Origin of the sequence: Nonomuraea sp. NPDC050556, assembly GCF_044457355.1 — a bacterium.
In the GTDB taxonomy this organism is placed as follows: Bacteria; Actinomycetota; Actinomycetes; order Streptosporangiales; family Streptosporangiaceae; genus Nonomuraea.
In genome coordinates, this window is record NZ_JBITGU010000007.1 from 393,693 (window position 1) to 410,532 (window position 16,840).

General features: G+C 69.4%; 15 protein-coding genes. 9 read left to right on the forward strand and 6 right to left on the reverse strand.

Features of this window, described 5'->3' with window-relative positions:
• Nucleotides 1-140: 140 nt before the first annotated feature.
• Together ACIBG8_RS52095 and ACIBG8_RS52100 are read right to left on the reverse strand one after the other, a co-directional pair.
• Nucleotides 141-1,619 carry a CoA-acylating methylmalonate-semialdehyde dehydrogenase gene (locus ACIBG8_RS52095; protein WP_397350847.1) on the reverse strand — a complete coding sequence of 493 codons (1,479 nt, stop codon included), beginning with the start codon at nt 1,617-1,619 and terminating at the stop codon, nt 141-143.
• Nucleotides 1,606-2,880, reverse strand: coding sequence for an aspartate aminotransferase family protein (locus tag ACIBG8_RS52100; RefSeq protein WP_397350848.1), 1,275 nt, complete (start codon nt 2,878-2,880; stop codon nt 1,606-1,608). The genes ACIBG8_RS52095 and ACIBG8_RS52100 overlap by 14 nt, the downstream gene beginning before the upstream one ends.
• Nucleotides 2,881-3,041: 161 nt before the next feature.
• On the opposite strand from ACIBG8_RS52100, the gene ACIBG8_RS52105 reads away from it, so the two are divergent.
• The 3 genes from ACIBG8_RS52105 to ACIBG8_RS52115 all read left to right on the forward strand — a co-directional run bounded on the left by ACIBG8_RS52105 (nt 3,042) and on the right by ACIBG8_RS52115 (nt 5,374).
• A complete protein-coding gene (locus ACIBG8_RS52105; RefSeq protein WP_397350849.1) occupies nt 3,042-3,611 on the forward strand; it encodes an RNA polymerase sigma factor in 570 nt (189 codons plus the stop codon).
• A complete protein-coding gene (locus ACIBG8_RS52110) occupies nt 3,604-4,554 on the forward strand; it encodes a CU044_5270 family protein (protein ID WP_397350850.1) in 951 nt (316 codons plus the stop codon). The genes ACIBG8_RS52105 and ACIBG8_RS52110 overlap by 8 nt, the downstream gene beginning before the upstream one ends.
• Nucleotides 4,555-4,672: 118 nt before the next feature.
• Entirely contained in the window at nt 4,673-5,374 is a 702-nt protein-coding gene (locus ACIBG8_RS52115) for an alternative oxidase (protein WP_397350851.1), read from the forward strand.
• Here the strand turns inward: ACIBG8_RS52115 and ACIBG8_RS52120 are convergent.
• Nucleotides 5,367-6,809, reverse strand: a complete 1,443-nt coding sequence (locus ACIBG8_RS52120) for an MFS transporter (RefSeq protein ID WP_397350852.1) — start codon at nt 6,807-6,809, stop codon at nt 5,367-5,369. The genes ACIBG8_RS52115 and ACIBG8_RS52120 overlap by 8 nt on opposite strands.
• A gap of 54 nt (nt 6,810-6,863) precedes the next feature.
• Here ACIBG8_RS52120 and ACIBG8_RS52125 point away from each other — a divergent pair, with 54 nt between their 5' ends.
• The 4 genes from ACIBG8_RS52125 to ACIBG8_RS52140 are packed head-to-tail and all read left to right on the forward strand — an operon-like array spanning nt 6,864 to nt 11,184.
• Complete coding sequence (locus tag ACIBG8_RS52125; RefSeq protein ID WP_397350853.1) at nt 6,864-7,559, forward strand: TetR/AcrR family transcriptional regulator C-terminal domain-containing protein; 696 nt, start codon at nt 6,864-6,866, stop codon at nt 7,557-7,559.
• Nucleotides 7,560-7,571: 12 nt separating this feature from the next.
• Nucleotides 7,572-9,152 (forward strand): AMP-binding protein, encoded by a 1,581-nt coding sequence (locus tag ACIBG8_RS52130; RefSeq protein ID WP_397350854.1) that lies wholly within the window; start codon nt 7,572-7,574, stop codon nt 9,150-9,152.
• 60 nt (nt 9,153-9,212) lie between these two features.
• Nucleotides 9,213-10,823 carry a PucR family transcriptional regulator gene (locus ACIBG8_RS52135; protein WP_397350855.1) on the forward strand — a complete coding sequence of 537 codons (1,611 nt, stop codon included), beginning with the start codon at nt 9,213-9,215 and terminating at the stop codon, nt 10,821-10,823.
• A gap of 13 nt (nt 10,824-10,836) precedes the next feature.
• Complete coding sequence (locus ACIBG8_RS52140) at nt 10,837-11,184, forward strand: cupin domain-containing protein (RefSeq protein WP_397350856.1); 348 nt, start codon at nt 10,837-10,839, stop codon at nt 11,182-11,184.
• Between the two features lie 222 nt (nt 11,185-11,406).
• Here the strand turns inward: ACIBG8_RS52140 and ACIBG8_RS52145 are convergent, their stop codons facing one another.
• The gene (locus ACIBG8_RS52145; RefSeq protein WP_397350857.1) at nt 11,407-11,865 is read right to left on the reverse strand and encodes a hypothetical protein; all 459 of its coding nucleotides are present in this window, start codon (nt 11,863-11,865) and stop codon (nt 11,407-11,409) included.
• 105 nt (nt 11,866-11,970) lie between these two features.
• Here ACIBG8_RS52145 and ACIBG8_RS52150 point away from each other — a divergent pair, with 105 nt between their 5' ends.
• The gene (locus tag ACIBG8_RS52150) at nt 11,971-12,993 is read left to right on the forward strand and encodes a methyltransferase (protein ID WP_397350858.1); all 1,023 of its coding nucleotides are present in this window, start codon (nt 11,971-11,973) and stop codon (nt 12,991-12,993) included.
• Here the strand turns inward: ACIBG8_RS52150 and trpS are convergent.
• Both trpS and ACIBG8_RS52160 read right to left on the reverse strand, forming a co-directional pair.
• Nucleotides 12,990-13,952: a tryptophan--tRNA ligase gene (trpS, locus tag ACIBG8_RS52155; protein WP_397350859.1), complete on the reverse strand. Its 963-nt coding sequence runs from the start codon at nt 13,950-13,952 to the stop codon at nt 12,990-12,992. The genes ACIBG8_RS52150 and trpS overlap by 4 nt on opposite strands.
• Nucleotides 13,953-14,127: 175 nt before the next feature.
• Entirely contained in the window at nt 14,128-14,277 is a 150-nt protein-coding gene (locus ACIBG8_RS52160; protein ID WP_397350860.1) for a hypothetical protein, read from the reverse strand.
• A gap of 518 nt (nt 14,278-14,795) precedes the next feature.
• Here ACIBG8_RS52160 and ACIBG8_RS52165 point away from each other — a divergent pair.
• Nucleotides 14,796-16,259, forward strand: a complete 1,464-nt coding sequence (locus ACIBG8_RS52165; RefSeq protein ID WP_397350861.1) for a phosphodiester glycosidase family protein — start codon at nt 14,796-14,798, stop codon at nt 16,257-16,259.
• Nucleotides 16,260-16,840: the final 581 nt, after the last annotated feature.

The window sequence follows — 16,840 nt, forward strand, 5'->3', positions numbered from 1 at the left end:
AGGACCTACGGACTATTCCTATCCATCTCGCCCCAAAGGCCAGGACAAGCGCACGACATTTCTCGACAACAGCCGCCGCAAAGGGGAAATAAAAACGGCAGACGCCCCAAAACGGGACGCCTGCCGTACGAGTGAAGCAGTTACTTGTTGGTCGGGAACCCCAGGTTCACGCCGCCGTGCGACGGATCCAGCCACCGCGAGGTGACGACCTTGCCGCGGGTGTAGAAGTGCACACCCTCGGTCCCATGCACGTGCGTGTCGCCGAACAGCGAGGACTTCCAGCCGCCGAAGCTGTAGAACGCCATCGGCACCGGGATCGGCACGTTGATGCCGACCATCCCGACCTCGACCTCGTTCTGGAAGCGCCGCGCCGCGCCGCCGTCGTTGGTGAAGATCGCCGTGCCGTTGCCGTACTCCAGCGCGTTGATCACCTCCACCCCCTCCTCGTACGAGGAGACGCGGACGATCGACAACACCGGGCCGAAGATCTCCTCGGTGTGCACGCGCGAGCCGATCTGCACGTGGTCGAGCACGGTCGGGCCGAGCCAGAAGCCCTCACCCTCCGGCCGCCCCTCCCGCCCGTCCACGATGATCTTGAAGCCCTCGTCGAGGTCGAGGTAGGAGGCGACCTTGTCGCGGTGCTCGCGGGTGACCAGCGGGCCCATCTCGGACTCAGGGTTGTCCCCCGGGCCGATCTTCAGCTGCGCGACGCGCGAGGCGATCTTGGAGACCAGCTCGTCGCCGATCGGGTCCACGGCGAGCACGACGGAGATCGCCATGCACCGCTCACCGGCCGAGCCGAAGCCCGCCGAGACCGCGGAGTCCGCGACCAGGTCGAGGTCGGCGTCCGGCAGGACGAGCATGTGGTTCTTGGCGCCGCCGAGCGCCTGGATCCGCTTGCCGTGCGCGGTGCCGGTCTCGTAGACGTAGCGGGCGATCGGGGTCGAACCGACGAAAGAGAGGGCCCGGACGTCGGGGTGGGACAGCAGGCGGTCCACCGCGACCTTGTCGCCCTGCACGACGCTGAAGATGCCGTCGGGCAGCCCCGCCTCCTTCCACAGCCGCGCCATGAGCAGCGAGGCCGAGGGGTCCTTCTCCGAGGGCTTGAGGATGAAGGCGTTGCCGCAGGCGATCGCCAGCGGGAACATCCACATCGGCACCATCGCCGGGAAGTTGAACGGCGTGATGCCCGCCACGACCCCCAGCGGCTGCCTGATCGAGTAGGAGTCGACCCGCGTCGAGACCCCCTCGGAGAAACCGCCCTTGAGCAGGTGCGGGATGCCGCAGGCGAACTCCACGACCTCCAGGCCGCGGGCCACCTCGCCCAGCGCGTCGCTGTGCACCTTGCCGTGCTCGGCGGAGATCAGCGCGGCCAGCTCGTCGCGGTGCTCGTACATCAGCGCGCGGAAGTTGAACAGCACCTGAGCCCGCTTGACCAGCGAGGAGTCCCGCCACGCCGGGTAGGCGGCCGACGCGGCGGCCACGGCCGCGTCGACGTCCTCGACCGACGCCAGCGCTACCTGGCCACTGACGACCCCGCTCGCCGGGTTGTAGATGTCGGCGGTACGGCCGGCGCCCTCGAAGGGAGCGCCGTTGATCCAGTGGTTAACGCGCTTCATCGTTGATGGTCTCCAGAGCGTTGACGATGATGTCGAGGCCCTCTGCGGCCTCCTCGATCGTCAGGGTGAGGGGCGGGGCCATGCGGATGGCCGTGCCGTACAGGCCGCCCTTGCCGGCCAGCAGGCCCGCCTGCTTGGACAGCTCCATGAACCGCGCCGCCTGCTCGGGCGAGGAGAGCTCGATGGCGAACATCAGCCCCTTGCCGCGCACGTCCTTCACCACGGGCAGCCGCTCGGCCGCCGCGCGCAGGCCGTCGATGATCAGGGCGCCGGTGCGAGCGGCGTTGGCCTGCAGGTCGTGCGAGAGCACGTAGTCGAGCGTCGCGTTGGCCGCAGCCATGGAGATCGGGTTGCCGCCGAAGGTCGACAGGCCGACCGCGTGGAGCTGGTCGAGCAGGTCGCCGCGGGCGACGATGCCGCCGACGGCGAAGCCGTTCCCCAGGCCCTTGGCGAAGGTCATCATGTCGGGCGTCACGCCGTGGTTCTGGATGCCGAAGAACGACGATCCGGTACGGCCCCAGCCGGTCTGTACCTCGTCGGAGATGAACAGGATCCCGTGCTCGTCCAGGACCTCCTTGTAGGCGGCGAACAGCCCGTCGGGAGCCATGGTGAACCCGCCGACGCCCTGGATCGGCTCGGCGATGAACGCGGCGACGTCCTTGGACACGACGGTCGCCAGCGAGTGCCGCAGGTCGGCCACGCACGCCTCGATGTAGGCCTCGTCCGACATGCCGCGGAAGGCGGGCAACTGCCGGTCGGCGCCGTGCAGGAAGTGCACGTTCAGCGGCGACAGCGAGTTGTTCTTCCACGAGGTGTTCGAGGTGACCGAGATCGCGCCGAAGGAGCGGCCGTGGTAGCTCTGGCGCATGGCCAGCACCTGGTCGGTCTTGCGCGCGTAGGTCGCCAGCAGCAGGGCCGTCTCGTTGGCCTCGGTGCCGGAGTTGGTGAAGAACACCTTGGCGTCGGGGATGCCGGACAGCCTCGCGATCTTCTCCGCCAGCTCGATCTGGCCGCGCAGCAGGTAGACGGTGCTGGTGTGCACCACGCCCGTGGACAGCTGGCGCTCGACGGCCTCGCGCACCTCGGGCACGTCGTACCCGATCATGTTGGTGAGGATCCCGGCGAAGAAGTCCAGGTAGCTCTTGCCCTCGGCGTCGACGACACGGTTTCCCTTGCCGCTGACGATCTCGATGGGCTCGTTGTAGTAGAGGGCCACCCAGTTGGGGATCACTGCCCGGTGGCGTGCGAGAAGGTCCGACATGCTACGAGTATCCCGGTTGCCTGTCCCCCTTCCCACCTACAACCTGTCGGGGCCAGGCAAAGTCCCTTTACACCATGACGGTCGAGAACTCGTTGGCGTGCAGCGGGTGAAAGAGGGAGACAGCACCGGAGAACAGGAGAACCCGCTTGCAAGCGGAAACCATGGACGACGCGGAGGTGATCCGGCGTTCCAGGCGCGATCCCGCCGCCTTCTCGACCTTGTTCGACCGGCACGCACCCGCCCTGCACCGCTACGTCACCAGGCGGCTGGGCGACTCGCTGGCCGACGACGTCGTCGCCGACACCTTCCTGGCCGCCTTCAGGCACCGGGAACGATACGACCTCACCCGCCAGGACGCCCGCCCCTGGCTGTACGGCATAGCCGCCAACCTGATCGGCAAGCACCACCGCACCGAGAGCCGCGCCTACCGGGCGCTGGCGAGAACGGGCGTGGACGAGGTGGCAGAAAGCTACGCCGACCGGGTGGAGGCCAGGGTCTCCGCCACGGCCGCGCACCGCGACCTGGCCCGGGCGCTGGCCGGACTGTCCGCTGCCGACCGGGAGGTGCTCCTGCTCATCGCCTGGGCCGACCTCAGCTACGAGGAGGCCGCGCAGGCGCTCGGCGTGCCCATCGGCACGATCCGCTCCCGCCTGCACCGGGCCAGGAAGAAGACCCGCCAAGCCCTGGGTGGCACCGATCCGTCCGCGTTCGAGGAGGTCGACCATGGATGACCTGAAACTGCTGAGCGAGATGCGCGCCGACGCCCCGGAGCCGGACGCGGAGCGCCTGCGTGCCGCCCGCTCCCGCTTCCACGGCGGCGCCTCCCGCCGTCGCGGCCTGCCGTACCGGCTGGGTCTGCGCCTGATGGCGGCGGCCGCGCTCGCGGTCGCGGTGGCGTTCGCCGTCGTGACCGTGCGAACCGGTGGCGAGGAGCCACCGCGCGTGCGCACGGATCCGGCAGCCGTGCTGGAGCGGGCGGCGCTCGCCGCCGAGAGCCGCCGCACCGGGCCGCCGCCGCGCCCCGACCAGTGGGTGCACGAGAAGTACCTGCAGCGCCAGCCGGACGAGGCCGCGGCCAAGGCGCACGAGCAGTGGATCCGCTACGACGGGCGCCGCCAGGCCTACCGCGAGGACAACGGCACGATCTCGACGACCGCCATGACGCCTGATCCGAAGGACGACGACCTGACGCCGCAGGAGTACGCGGCCAAGCTCGCCAAGCTGCCCACCGACCCGGCTGAGCTCCTGGCCCACATCAAGGGCGACGCGCACTGGGGCGTCGCGGGCGACGGCGAGACACCTGACGCGCGGGCGTTCCGCGTGCTCTCGGTCTACCTGGAGGAGCAGCCCTTCATGCCGCCCAAGCTGGAGGCGGCCATCTTCCGCGCCTTCGCGCTCATCCCCGGCGTGACGGCGCAGGAGGGCGTGCGCGACGCGGCCGAGCGGCCAGGGGTGGGCTTCGCCTACGAGCCCGGCGACCAGCGCGACGCGGAGGGGCGGCCGGTGGCGCGCACCTACATCGTCATCTCCGCCGACACCTACCACTACCTGGGCAGACGGGTCCAGTGGTTGCGCAACGAGCTCATCGACGGCGCGGTCGCCTTCCGGGCTGGTTCGTCCTACGCGGACGCCACGCTGCTCACCGAAATCGTGGACACGGCGCCCTCCCCCTAGGGGATGTCCCGTGCACCTGCGGGCGTAGACGTTCGACGCGAGCTACGCCGCGCGGGGCATGCCAAGTGCCCTCTCCCGGCGGACGACCGGGAGGGGTCGCCTCCAGCACTATCGAGTCATGACAATCACCGCTGAACACCCCACCACCACAACCCACCCCGGCCCGCCCAAGCTCGACCGCGACGCCCTCAGGCGGGCCCAGCAGGAGACGCTGGACACCCCGCGCATGGAGTACAGCCTGCTGGCGAGGATGATGTTCAAACCCGTCGACCTCATGTACGGCAAGGAAGGCTCGTTCACCAAGTTCGCCATGCTCGAGGTGATCGCCCGCGTGCCGTACCAGGCGTGGGAGCGGATGGGCTACTGGGCGGTGCACCGCTTCAGGACCCGCTCTGACCTGGCCAGGCGGGTGCACGAGCGCATCGTCGAGGCCCGCGCCGACCAGGACAACGAGCAGTACCACCTGCTGATCATGGAGGACCTGATCGACCGGCAGGGGCTCAAGCGCAACTTCCTGCTGCACCGGGTGGCCCCCTGGTTCATCTCGTTCTTCTACTACCACGTCTCGTGGGTGCTGTTCATGGTCCACCCCAAGTCCAGCTACCGGCTGAACGCCGAGTTCGAGGACCACGCCGAGCACGAGTACATGAGCTTCGTCGCCGAGAACCCGGACCTGGAGTTCATCCCCGACCCCGGCACCTACGCCGACGAGTACGGCCGCTACCGCTCGGTGGCCGACCTGCTGCGCCAGATCGGCCACGACGAGCGCACCCACAAGCTGGACAGCCTGCAGTCGATGCAGGAACCCCGCGTCAGGTGACCGGCTGCAGCTCCTTCGCCGGACCACGGGCCAGTACGGCGAGCGCCAGCAGGGCGGCGGCCAGCGAGAACGCCGCCCCCACCCAGGCCCCGAAGTGCATGGCGTCGGTGAAGGCGAGGCGGGCGGGCTCGGCGAGCCCGGCCTTGAACGCCTCGCCGATCGACTCCTTGGCGGCAGCGGGGGCGTCGCCCGGCATCGACGAGGTGAACACCCCGGCCAGCACGCTGCCCAGCACGGCGATGCTCAGGGCCATCCCCACCTGCTGGACGGTGTCGTTCATCGCCGAACCGACCCCGGCGTGCTCCAGCGGGATCGCGCCCATCAGGGTGGCGTAGGCCGCAGGTCCGGCGAGGCCGCCACCGACGCCCATGAGCAGCAGCCCGGTGAGCAGCGGCAGGTAGCCGGTGGTGGTGGCCATCACCACGAAGGCCCCGGCGACGATGACCATGCCGACCGCGATCAGCGTGCGGTTGCTGACCTTCTTCCCGAGCGCGGCGCCCAGCCCGTTGAACAGCGCGGCCGCCACCGCGTACGGCAGCAGCGCCAGGCCCGCCTGCATCGGCCCCCAGCCGAGCACGAACTGCAGGTACTGGCTGAGGATGAGCATCACGGCGCCCGTGCCGAACGACAGCAGCAGGATCGAGAACGACGCCCCGCTGAAGTTCCGCTGCTTGAACAGCTCCAGCGGCAGCATCGGGTTCGGCGAACGGCGCTCCCACACCGCGAAGGCGCCCAGCGCGACCACGGCGACGGCGATGAGCGGCAGGTTCCACTCCCGCTCGATGATCACGTAGACCGCCGAGGTGAGCCCGATGATCGACAGGACCACGCCGACCGGGTCGAGCCTGCGCGCCGGAGCCTTGGTCTCGGGCATCAGGACGAGCGCCGCCACGATCGCGACCGCCGCGATGGGGACGTTGAGCAGGAAGACCGACGCCCAGCCGTAGTTCTCCAGCAGCACGCCGCCGAGCGTGGGCCCGGCGATCACGCCGACCATGGCCACCGCGCTCCAGGCCGCCATGGCCTTGCGGCGCTCCTCCTCGTCGAAGACGGTCATGAGGATCGACAGCGTGGACGGCATCAGGACGGATCCGCCGATGCCCATCAGCGCGCGGGCGCCGATGAGCTGCCAGGGCTCAGAGGACAGTACGGCCAGCAGCGAGGCGCCGCCGAAGAAGGCCAGGCCGAGGACGAGCAGCAGGCGCCTGCCGTACCGGTCGGACAGCGATCCCGCCGTGAGCAGCAGGCCCGCGAAGGCCAGCACGTAGGCGTCGATGATCCACTGGATGTCGGACGGCGTGGCCCCGAGCGACTTCACCAGCGAGGGGATGGCCAGGTTGAGAACCGTGTTGTCCACCACGAGGACCAGCACGGACAGGCACAGGACAACGAGAATCCACCAGCGACGGGGGTCTCGTACAGTGTTCGATTCCACTCGCACACTGTATGACACACTCGAACAGTGTGCGAGACCTTTTATGCTGGGAGTGTGACACCCAAGGAGTTCGCGTCCGTCTGGACCAGGGAGCCACGGCCGAGCAAGGGCCCTGGCCTCACTCGCGACCAGATCGTGAGGGCCGCCGTCGAGCTGCTCGACGCCGAGGGACTCGACGCGCTGAGCATGCGCAAGCTCGGCTCCAAGCTCGGCTCTGGGGCGACGAGCATCTACTGGCACGTGGCCAACAAGCACGAGCTGCTGGAGCTGGCCTACGACCAGGTCTGGGGGGAGATGACCGTCCCCGACGCGCGGACGGTCGGCTGGCGCGACGCGATCTCCGCCTTCGCGCACAGCATGCGCCACGTGATCCTGCGCCACCCCTGGGCGAGCGGCCTCATCGGGCGCCTGCCGGCCGTGGGGCCGAACGCGCTGGCCATCGGCGACGGCTCGCTCAAGGCCTACCAGCTCGCCGGTTTCGCCGGGCTCGACATCAGCTACGCCAGCGCCGCCGTCACCGCCTACATCTTCGGCATGACCATCCCCGAGGTCGCCTGGCAGGCCACCATGGAACCCACTACCTTCGAGGCCGTGCGCGCGACCGTCGTCAGGGCGGCGGCAGGACACCCCGACCTGCTGGAGCAGCTCGAGGCCCACCCGATCCACGACCACGCCACCATGCGCGAGGTGGCTTTCGACTTCGGGCTCGTCGTCGTGCTCGATGGCCTTGAGAGACGCCTGGCCACGTAGCAGGATCCGGACATGAGCGATTTCCGTACCGCGAGAGACTTCCTGCTCCAGGCCGACTACGCCGAGGCCGTCCGTGACTTCCGCTGGCCGCGGCCGGACCCCTTCAACTGGGCGCTGGACTGGTTCGACGGGGTGCTCGCCGCCGAACAACCCGACGCCGTCGCGCTGAAGATCGTCGACCGGGTCTCCTACACGTTCGCCGAGCTGTCCGCGCGGTCCAACCAGGTGGCCAACGCGCTGAGGAGCCAGGGCGTACGGCGGGGCGAGCGCATCCTGCTCATGCTCGGCAACCAGGCGGAGCTGTGGGAGTCACTGCTGGCCGCGATGAAGCTGGGCGCGGTGGTGATCCCGGCGACGACGCTGCTGACCGAGAAGGACATCGCGGAGCGCATCGAGCGCGGCCAGGTGAAGCATGTCATCGCCAACGCGGCCGACGCGGCCAAGTTCACCGGCGGCGAATACACGAAGATCTTCGTCGGCGACAACTACGCCTACGGCTCCCCCGACTTCACCCCCGACGGGCCGACGGCCGCCGGCGACACGCTGCTGCTCTACTTCACGAGCGGCACGACGTCGCAGCCCAAGCTGGTCGAGCACTCGCACGCCTCCTACCCGGTCGGCCACCTGTCGACGATGTTCTGGATCGGCCTCAAACCGGGCGACGTGCACCTCAACGTCTCCTCCCCCGGCTGGGCCAAGCACGCCTGGAGCAACGTCTTCGCGCCGTGGAACGCGGGCGCGACCGTGCTCATCCACGACTACCAGCGCTTCTCCGCGCCCCGCCTGCTGGAGGTCCTGCGCGACGAGGCGGTGACCACGTTCTGCGCGCCGCCCACCGTCTGGCGCATGCTCATCCAGGAGGACCTCGCGGCCTGGCAGCTCCCGCTGCGCACGGCGGTCGCCGCCGGTGAGCCGCTCAACCCGGAGATCATCGACCAGGTCTCCAAGGCGTGGGGCCTCACCATCAGGGACGGATACGGCCAGACCGAGACGACCGCCCAGATCGGCAACGTGCCCGGCATGCCGGTCAAGCCAGGCTCGATGGGGTTGCCGCTGCCCGGCTACGCCGTCACGCTGGTCGACCCGATCACCGGCGAGCCCGGCTCGGACGGCGAGATCTGCCTCCCGCTGGACGAGCGCCGCCCGCTAGGCCTCATGGCCGGATATGTCGGGCGGGAGAGCTCCTCGGGGGACGGTTACTACCACACCGGCGACGTCGCCACCCGCGACGAGGACGGCTACATCACCTACGTCGGCAGGACCGACGACGTCTTCAAGGCCTCCGACTACCGCATCTCGCCGTTCGAGCTGGAGAGCGTGCTGCTGGAGCACGAGGCCGTGGCGGAAGCCGCCGTCGTCCCGTATCCCGACCCGGTACGGCTGGCCGTACCGAAGGCCTATGTCTCGCTCGCCCCGGGCTTCGAACCCACCGAGGAGACGGCGCGGTCGATCCTGGAGCACGCCCGGCGCGAGCTCGCCCCCTACAAGAGGGTGCGCAGGCTGGAGTTCGCCGAGCTGCCCAAGACCATCTCCGGCAAGATCCGCCGCGTCGAGCTCCGCGAGCAAGCGGCGGGCGAGGAGTTTCTGGCCTGACCGACATCCTGTAAGTGGTTGATTGACCACAATTACATGCTGATCGGATAGGCTCGCCCCGTGCTGCCCACCATCGCCGACGTCCTGGCCCTGGAGACCGTGCGCAGGGGCAACCCGCGCGTGGTCGCAGGCGCGGACCGGCTCGACACGCGGGTGCGGTGGGTGCACGTCGGTGAGATCGCCGACATCGCCCATCTGCTGCGCGGCGGCGAGCTCGTCCTCACCACCGGCGTCGCCCTGCCCGACGACCCGGAGAAGCTCGCCGACTACATCGGCGAGCTCGCCTCCGTGGGCGCCTCTGGGCTCGTCGTCGAGCTGGGCCGCCGGTTCGTCCGCGAGCTGCCCCGCTCGGTGGTGAAGGCGGCCGAGGCGCACGGGCTGCCGGTGATCGTGCTGGCCCGCGAGACCCCGTTCGTGCAGATCACCGAGTCGGTGCACTCGCGCATCATCGACATCCAGCTCGAAGAGCTGCGCGCCTCAGAGCAGCTCCACGAGGTCTTCACCGAGCTGTCCGTCGAGGGCGCCTCGCCCGCCGAGGTGCTCGCGCAGGTCGCGCGGCTGTCCAACCGGCCCGTACTGCTGGAGAACCTGGCCCACCAGGTGCTCGCCTGCGAGTCGGCCGGCCGCGACACCGGCACGCTGCTGGCCGGGTGGGAGAGCAGGTCGCGCGCCGTCGCGCCGCCCGAGCGCACCGCCTACGACCCGGCCTCCGGCTGGCTCGTCACCACCGTCGGCGCCCGCGGCCAGGACTGGGGGCGGCTCATCCTGCTGTGCGACGCCGCGCCGTCGCCGCGCGACCTCGTGCTCGCCGAGCGCGCCGCGACCACGCTGGCCCTCGGGCGGCTGCTCGAACGCCACCAGGAGTCGCTGGAGCGCCAGGCGCACGGCACGATCATCGCGGGCATCCTCAGCCACGCCTACGCCGACCCGGACGAGGCGGCGGCCCGCGCCCGCGCGGTCGGCGTCCCGCTCACCGGGCGCAAGCTGGTCAGCGTCGTCATCCGGCCCATCGAACCCATCGACCAGGCGCTCGACGGCCAGGCTCAGCTCGGCGAGCTGGCCGAGGCCGCGGCCGCCGCCTGCCGGGACGCCCGCCTGCCCGCCCTCGTGGGCGCGCTCGACCAGGACCGGGTCGGCGTCCTGCTGCCCCTGCCGCCGCGCACCCAGGCCGAGCCCGCGCTGACCGCGCTCGCCGACCGCCTGCGGCTGCTGCGCAAGCCGCCTTTCGTGCTGGCTGCGGGCTCGGTGGTCGACTCCGTTCGTGACGTACGGCGGAGCTTCCTCGAGGCCGAGCAGGTCGCCGACGTCGCGGTGCGGCAGCCGGACGGGCGGGCGTTCTACCGGCTGCCCGACCTGCGTCTGCGCGGGCTGCTTCACCTGCTGCGGGACGACGCCAGGCTGCAGACGTTCGCCGAGCGGGAGCTGGGGCCGCTGCTGGCGCACGACGCTCAGCGCGGGGGCGACCTCACCCGAATTTTGCGGATTTACCTGGATGCGGGGCGGAACAAAGCGGTCGCGGCGCAGAAGGCACACTTGTCAAGGCCTGCCTTCTATGACCGGTTACGCCGGTTGGAACGTATCCTCGACACCGACCTCGACGACGTGGAGTCGTGTTTGTCGTTGCATGTCGCCCTCCTGGCCTTGGAGTCGTTCCGCCGGGAAAGCCGCTAATCGAAAGAAGCTCATGTCCGACGTTTTGCTGCCCGCCACTGCCGACCTGTCCCGCATGCTCGCCGTCGCCGGCGCCTTCGCCGTCCCCGTTCACGACGTACGGCTCTCGCCGGACTCAGCCGTGACCTCGTCGGTGGAGCTGGGTGAGGGCCGGGGGATCTGGGAGATCACCCCGGGGACGGTCACGGACGTGGAGACCGACGAGCTCTTCGTGGTCCTGTCGGGGCGGGCGACGATCGTGGTGGAGGGCGGCGCGACGATCGAGGTGGGTCCTGGCGACGTCTGCCTGCTGGCGGAGGGCGCCAAGACCACCTGGACCGTGCACGAGACCCTGCGAAAGGTCTACCACTCCCGCACCTGACCTCCCCACCACCCACCCCCACGAGAGAGACCTCCCGAGCGGTCTCCCCCTGAGGGGCCTTCCCCGAGCGGCCCTCCCCCCGTGGGGTCTTCCCGAGGGGTCTCCCCCTGAGGGGTCTTCCCCCCCAAGGGGTCCTCCCCCGAGCGGCCCTCCCCCCGTGGGGTCTTCCCGAGAGGTCTTCCCGAGGGGTGGGTTTTGGAGGGAGAGGTTGTTCCTCAGGGGTTAGTGGGGTGAGGTGTAGAGGACCTTCCAGGTGCCGGAGTAGTAGCAGGTCAGGGAGGGCTTCTTGGCCTTGGGCTCGCTGCAGACCTTGAGCTCCACCTGGTAGACGTCATGGTAGGTACGAGTGAACTTCTTGGCCGTGCCGTACGAGCAGTCGATCACGTACCGCTCGTACGACGGCAGGTTGTTGCCCTTCCGGTAGCCGATCCGGAAGACCACCCACCCGCAGTTCCCCTTGGAGCGATCCAGGTCCGTGACCTTGCCGACGATCTTGACGGTGTCCGCTGTGGGCAGGACCGCGTGGTCCTCGCCGCTCGGCGTGAGGCTGCCCGACGCCCTGACCCCCGGCCCGCTGTACGGTCCCCACGGGATCTTCGCCGAGGCCGAGGCCGAGGCCTGCGCCGCCGGCGCCAGGCACATGACGAGTAACGCCGCGACGGCCGAAATGATGATCTTCATCCTGCGTCCTTCCTCGCAAAGCCCGAGTGTCACCCACCGCCCGCCAGAGCGCCTGAGTACCCCATACTCTGGAGAATCCCCACAAACGGCCTAGGGTCGGGAATCGTGCCGCTCTTTCCCAACCCCTTGGAGTCCGTGGCCTTCCGCCTGTCGGTGGTCCCGCCCATGCTCGCCGACTACTTCGGCGTCCTGGGCTTCCACAGCCTCGTCGCCGGAGCCAGGCTCGGCGTCTTCGACGCGCTGCCCGCCTCGGCCGACGACCTCGCCGCCAAGCTGCAGCTCGACCCCCGCGGCACCCACGCGCTGCTGCGCAGTCTGACCGGCCTCGGCTACCTCCGCGTACGGCGCGGCCGCTACCACCCCACGCGCCCGGCCAGGCTGTGGCTGCGCACCGACTCCCCCTCCTGCCTCGTCGAGGGGTTCGACTTCTGGGAGCGCAGCGCGACCGCCCTCTGGGCGAACCTCGACAAAACCATCAGGACCGGCCAGCCCGCCACCTCGTTCTACGCCCTCACCGAGAACGACCCGGAGCTCTCCCGCTCCTTCCAGGCCTGGACCGCCGCGCTCGCCAGGCGGCAGGGCCCGGCGATCGCCAGGGCGATCCGGGTGCACCGCGACGCCAGGGACGTCCTCGACGTCGGCGGCAGCCACACAATCCACAGCACGGAGCTGCTCCGGCTCCACCCGTCGCTGCACGCCACGATCATCGACCTGCCCGAGGCGTTGAACTCGGCGGTGATCGAGGAGCCGTTCCGCTCGCGGATCACGCTGTGGCCCGCCTCGTTCCTGGAGGCCGACCTGGGCGAGGGGTACGACGTGGCACTGCTGTTCAACATCGTGCACGGGTTGTCGGACGCGGAGGCGGCCGACCTGCTCGCCCGCGTCGCCAAGGCGCTGAACCCCGGCGGCACGATCGTCGTCGGCGACCAGTTCCGCGGCGCGACGGCGGGCCGCGCCAGCCGTACCCTCCTCGACCTGCTCGACCTCAACTACCTGCTGGCCATCGGCGGCCGGATCCGTACCTATCCCGAAGTGGCGGCGATGCTGGCGGACGCCGGTTTCGCCGGTGTCCGTCACCGGCGCCCGCTGCGGTCACCGGCGACGGAGCTCGTCGTCGCCCGGCGCTAGAAGCCCATCGCCGCCCGGACCTCCTCCAGCGTCTGTACGGCTCGCGCCCTTGCCCGGTCGTTGCCCTCGCGCAGGACCTGACGCGCGTCCCGTTCGTCGACTTGCTCACGCCGCTTCCTGATCGGCGCGAGGAAGTCGTTGACGGCGTCGGTGACCAGGTGCTTCAGCGCCACGGCGCCGCCGTACCCGATCTCGTCCGCCAGGGACTCCGGCGCGCGGCCCAGGCAGAGCCCGGCCAGGGTGAGCAGGTTGGCCACCTCCGGCCGGTTCGCCTCGTCGAAGGTGATCAGGCGCTCCGAGTCGGTGCGTGCCTTGCGGATCAGCGCCGCGGTCTCGTCCGGCGTGGCCTTCAGCATGATGGCGTTGCCGCGGCTCTTGCTCATCTTGTCGCCGTCGAGGCCTTTCAGCACCGGCCGCTCGCCCATCATCGCGTCGGGAACCGGGAAGACCGGCGCGTAACGGTCGTTGAACCGGCGCGCGACCAGGCGCGTCACCTCGACGTGCGGCAACTGGTCCTTGCCGACGGGGACCAGCGTGCCCTTGCAGAACAGGATGTCGGCCGCCTGGTGGACGGGGTAGGTGAACATCAGGCCGCTGACCGCCGCCTGCGAGCTGTGCGCGATCTCGTCCTTGACCGTGGGGTTGCGCTGCAGCTCCGCGACGGTGACCAGGCTGAGGAACGGCAGCAGCAACTGGTTGAGCTCGGGGATGGCGCTGTGCTGGAAGATCGTCACCTTGGCGGGGTCGAGGCCGATCGCCAGGTAGTCGAGGAGCAGGTCGGTGATGTTGCGCTGGATCTCGCCAGGCAGGTCCCTGTCGGTGATCACCTGATAGTCGGCGATCAGCACGTACATGGGGTAGGTGTCCTGGAGCGCCACCCGGTTGGCGAGCGTGCCGAAGTAGTGGCCGAGGTGGAGCGCGCCGGTCGGGCGGTCGCCGGTGAGCACGGTGTGGTTCATTCTGGGTCCTTTTCATAACGTCCCCAGACACCACGGAAGGCCGCCCGGAGGACGGCCTTCACGCATGGATCAGCGACCGTCGGTCGCCCGCCATGCGTTTGTCATGACTTCATTGTAGGGCGCAAGCCGTACTGACCCAGTACTTTTTCGTACGGCTTGCGCCGGCTTCGGGTGTCTAGCTGCTGTGATCGTGCGTGGCTTCGGCGTGGATGGTGTCATCTGCGCAGACGTACAGGTCCCATCGGCGGGGACGCGCCACGAACGCGCCGAGGATGAACCCCAGGACAAGGCTCGCGAAGATCACAATGAGGATGCTCAGCCCCATGACGGCTGCCTCTCGGGAAGTTGTGCCGCTTGTACGGTGGGAATGCGGCCTACCGAAAGGTAACCCCAGGTGGTCACGTTGCGCAGCCGAATCGTAGCGACTAACCCATATTGACCAGCCCCCAGCGCTCGACCTGGGGCGGAATGGCTGGGCGAATGAGGCCGCCCGATGGTTCGGCCTCGCCCACGGTGGGAGCGGGGGCCGGGAACGGATGAGCGCGGGCCCGAGGGATTTGAGGGGGGAGAGATCCCCGCTCACCGACGCTCCTCGGCCTTCTCAGCCCCGACCCCGGTAGTTCCAACGCTCGCAACCTCACCCCTCACGGCACGCCTCGTCGAGCCCCTTGGAGTGGATGTGAGAGGTCCAGCGATGGGAAAGCACAAGCGGGCGTAAAGAGAGCATCACGCTCCGGTCATGTCAGTTGTGTAACCTCTCGCGCTTTTACGCGTGTTTCCCCGCCTTGAGGCCCTTGATCTCGCCAGGATGGATCGGTCTGTTTTCCGCAGCTTGGAGTTTTCATGTCGCGTCGCGCCCTCATAGTCGGCCTGTCCCTGGCCACCGCCCTCACGGTGACCACCGTCCCCGCCTCCGCGGAGGTCGACTTTCCCGGCGCGAAGTTCCCGCTGGGCGAGCGTCCCATCCCCACCAAGTCGGTGACCCCCGTAACCCAGGGCGTCGACCTCTACAACGTGCTCGCCGGCAAGGCCACCGACGGCTACACGGTGACCGTCCTCATGCCCAACGGCCGCGACTACGGCAAGCTCGAGGACGCCGAGCTCAAGTCCTCCGAGGTCGAAGCCGCCGGCGAGGTGCCGAGCGTGCAGAAGGTGATCAGGCCGCAGGTGGCCGACTCCCCCGCCCAGGAGATCTACACCGTCCGCGTGGGCCTGTGGGCGCTCAAGGACAAGGACAAGGCTGCCGAGACCGCCAAGAAGCTCAAGGAAGCCGGCATCAAGACCAAGGTCGACTTCCTCGGCGACGACGGTGTGAAGACCACCGGCCCGTGGGACATGCGCGTCCTCATGATCGACGCCAAGACCTTCCACGGCACCTACGCCTCCTCCCTGGGCGCCAGCGTCGCCAAGCGCGAGACCACCTCGTCGATGGCCAAGGCGCGCGGCGCCCTCGCCGCCGTGAACGGCGGTTTCTTCAACATCCACACCCTGCCCGCACTGCGCGGCGAGCCCGTGGGCCTGTCCGTGGTGGGCGGCAGGCTGCTGAGCGAGGCCGTGCCCGGCCGTTCCGCGATCGTCCTCAAGGGCCGTACGGCCCGCATCACCGAACTCAAGTCGCAGATCTCCGCCGCCTCGCAGGACGGCTCGCGCCTCGACGTCAACGGCGTCAACCGCATGGCGGCCACGGACGAGCTGATCCTCTACACCGAGGAGTACGGCGCCAAGACCCCCGCTGACAACGGCGCCGACGCGGTCATCGACGCGAACGGCAAGGTCACCGCGCTGCGCGCCTCCGGCAGCGCGGTGCCTGCGGGGAGCCGGGTGCTGCACGGGTCGGGCGCGGGCGCCGACTGGCTGTGGGAGCACGCCTGGGAAGGCTGGACGATCACCGTCGACACCAAGGTGACCGACCTGCGCACCGACAAGACCCTCAAGCTCACCCCCGACCTGAACATCATCGCCGGCAGCGTCGGCCTGGTCCGCAACGGCCGTGTCAAGATCACCGCCAAGCAGGACGGCCACGACTCGGTCAACATGATCCTCCGCCGCCACCCGCGCACCCTCGCCGGCGTCACCAGGAACGGCAGCCTCATCCTCGCCACCGTCGACGGCCGCAACCCCGGGGTCACGGTGGGCGCCAACTTCATCGAGGCGGCCCAGCTCATGCGATGGCTGGGCGCGGTGCAGGCCATCAACCTGGACGGCGGTGGCTCGTCTGCGATGGTGGTGGGCAACAAGGTCGTCAACAAGCCGTCCGACGGCGTCGAGCGCGGCGTAGGCGACGCCCTCCTCATCCTCCCCAGCTAGTTCCCCCTGAACGATCCTCCCCCAGCTAGCACCTCCCCTGAACGGCCCCTTGCGCACACCACCGCAGGGGGCCGTCGCCGTCTCCACGCTCGTTGCCGCCCCTGGGGCCGCTGTCGGGGACCAGAGGCCCTTGCCGCCTTACGACCGTTGCCGCCTCAAGGGCCGTTGTCGGCCCCAGACCGTTGATGCCTTAAGGACCGTCGTCGACCCAGACCGGCACTGTCTTCGGGCTGTTGTTGGCCCCAGGCCGTTGCTGTCTCGCGCCCGGTTGCCGTCTACCGGCTCTTTCTGGGGGTACGGCTCTCGCCGGGGGACGCCCAGTCGCCGTAGACAGTTGAGCGCCTCCAGGGACACGGCAGGGTGGCCGGACAGGCTGGCCACCGCAACGACCGCGCGGAATCCGTTCGGGGTGGTAAACGCAAAAAAGGGCCGCCCCAACGGGACAGCCCTTTTGAACGCAGAAGAGGACCATCCCCCATGACGGGGATGATCCTCTCCTGTTCAAAGATTGCGCGGCGGCGACCTACTCTCCCACACCCTCCCGAGTGCAGTACCATCGGCGCTGGAAAGCTTAACTTCCG

What these genes read in the sequence shown, in the direction of transcription:
- ACIBG8_RS52115 (WP_397350851.1), top strand. Translation starts at nt 4,673, where the DNA reads ATGACAATCACCGCTGAACACCCCACCACCACAACCCACCCCGGCCCG.
- ACIBG8_RS52105 (WP_397350849.1), top strand. Translation starts at nt 3,042, where the DNA reads ATGGACGACGCGGAGGTGATCCGGCGTTCCAGGCGCGATCCCGCCGCC.
- ACIBG8_RS52140 (WP_397350856.1), top strand. Translation starts at nt 10,837, where the DNA reads ATGTCCGACGTTTTGCTGCCCGCCACTGCCGACCTGTCCCGCATGCTC.
- ACIBG8_RS52100 (WP_397350848.1), bottom strand. Translation starts at nt 2,880, where the DNA reads ATGTCGGACCTTCTCGCACGCCACCGGGCAGTGATCCCCAACTGGGTG.
- ACIBG8_RS52145 (WP_397350857.1), bottom strand. Translation starts at nt 11,865, where the DNA reads ATGAAGATCATCATTTCGGCCGTCGCGGCGTTACTCGTCATGTGCCTG.
- ACIBG8_RS52160 (WP_397350860.1), bottom strand. Translation starts at nt 14,277, where the DNA reads ATGGGGCTGAGCATCCTCATTGTGATCTTCGCGAGCCTTGTCCTGGGG.
- ACIBG8_RS52095 (WP_397350847.1), bottom strand. Translation starts at nt 1,619, where the DNA reads ATGAAGCGCGTTAACCACTGGATCAACGGCGCTCCCTTCGAGGGCGCC.
- ACIBG8_RS52130 (WP_397350854.1), top strand. Translation starts at nt 7,572, where the DNA reads ATGAGCGATTTCCGTACCGCGAGAGACTTCCTGCTCCAGGCCGACTAC.
- ACIBG8_RS52165 (WP_397350861.1), top strand. Translation starts at nt 14,796, where the DNA reads ATGTCGCGTCGCGCCCTCATAGTCGGCCTGTCCCTGGCCACCGCCCTC.
- trpS (WP_397350859.1), bottom strand. Translation starts at nt 13,952, where the DNA reads ATGAACCACACCGTGCTCACCGGCGACCGCCCGACCGGCGCGCTCCAC.
- ACIBG8_RS52110 (WP_397350850.1), top strand. Translation starts at nt 3,604, where the DNA reads ATGGATGACCTGAAACTGCTGAGCGAGATGCGCGCCGACGCCCCGGAG.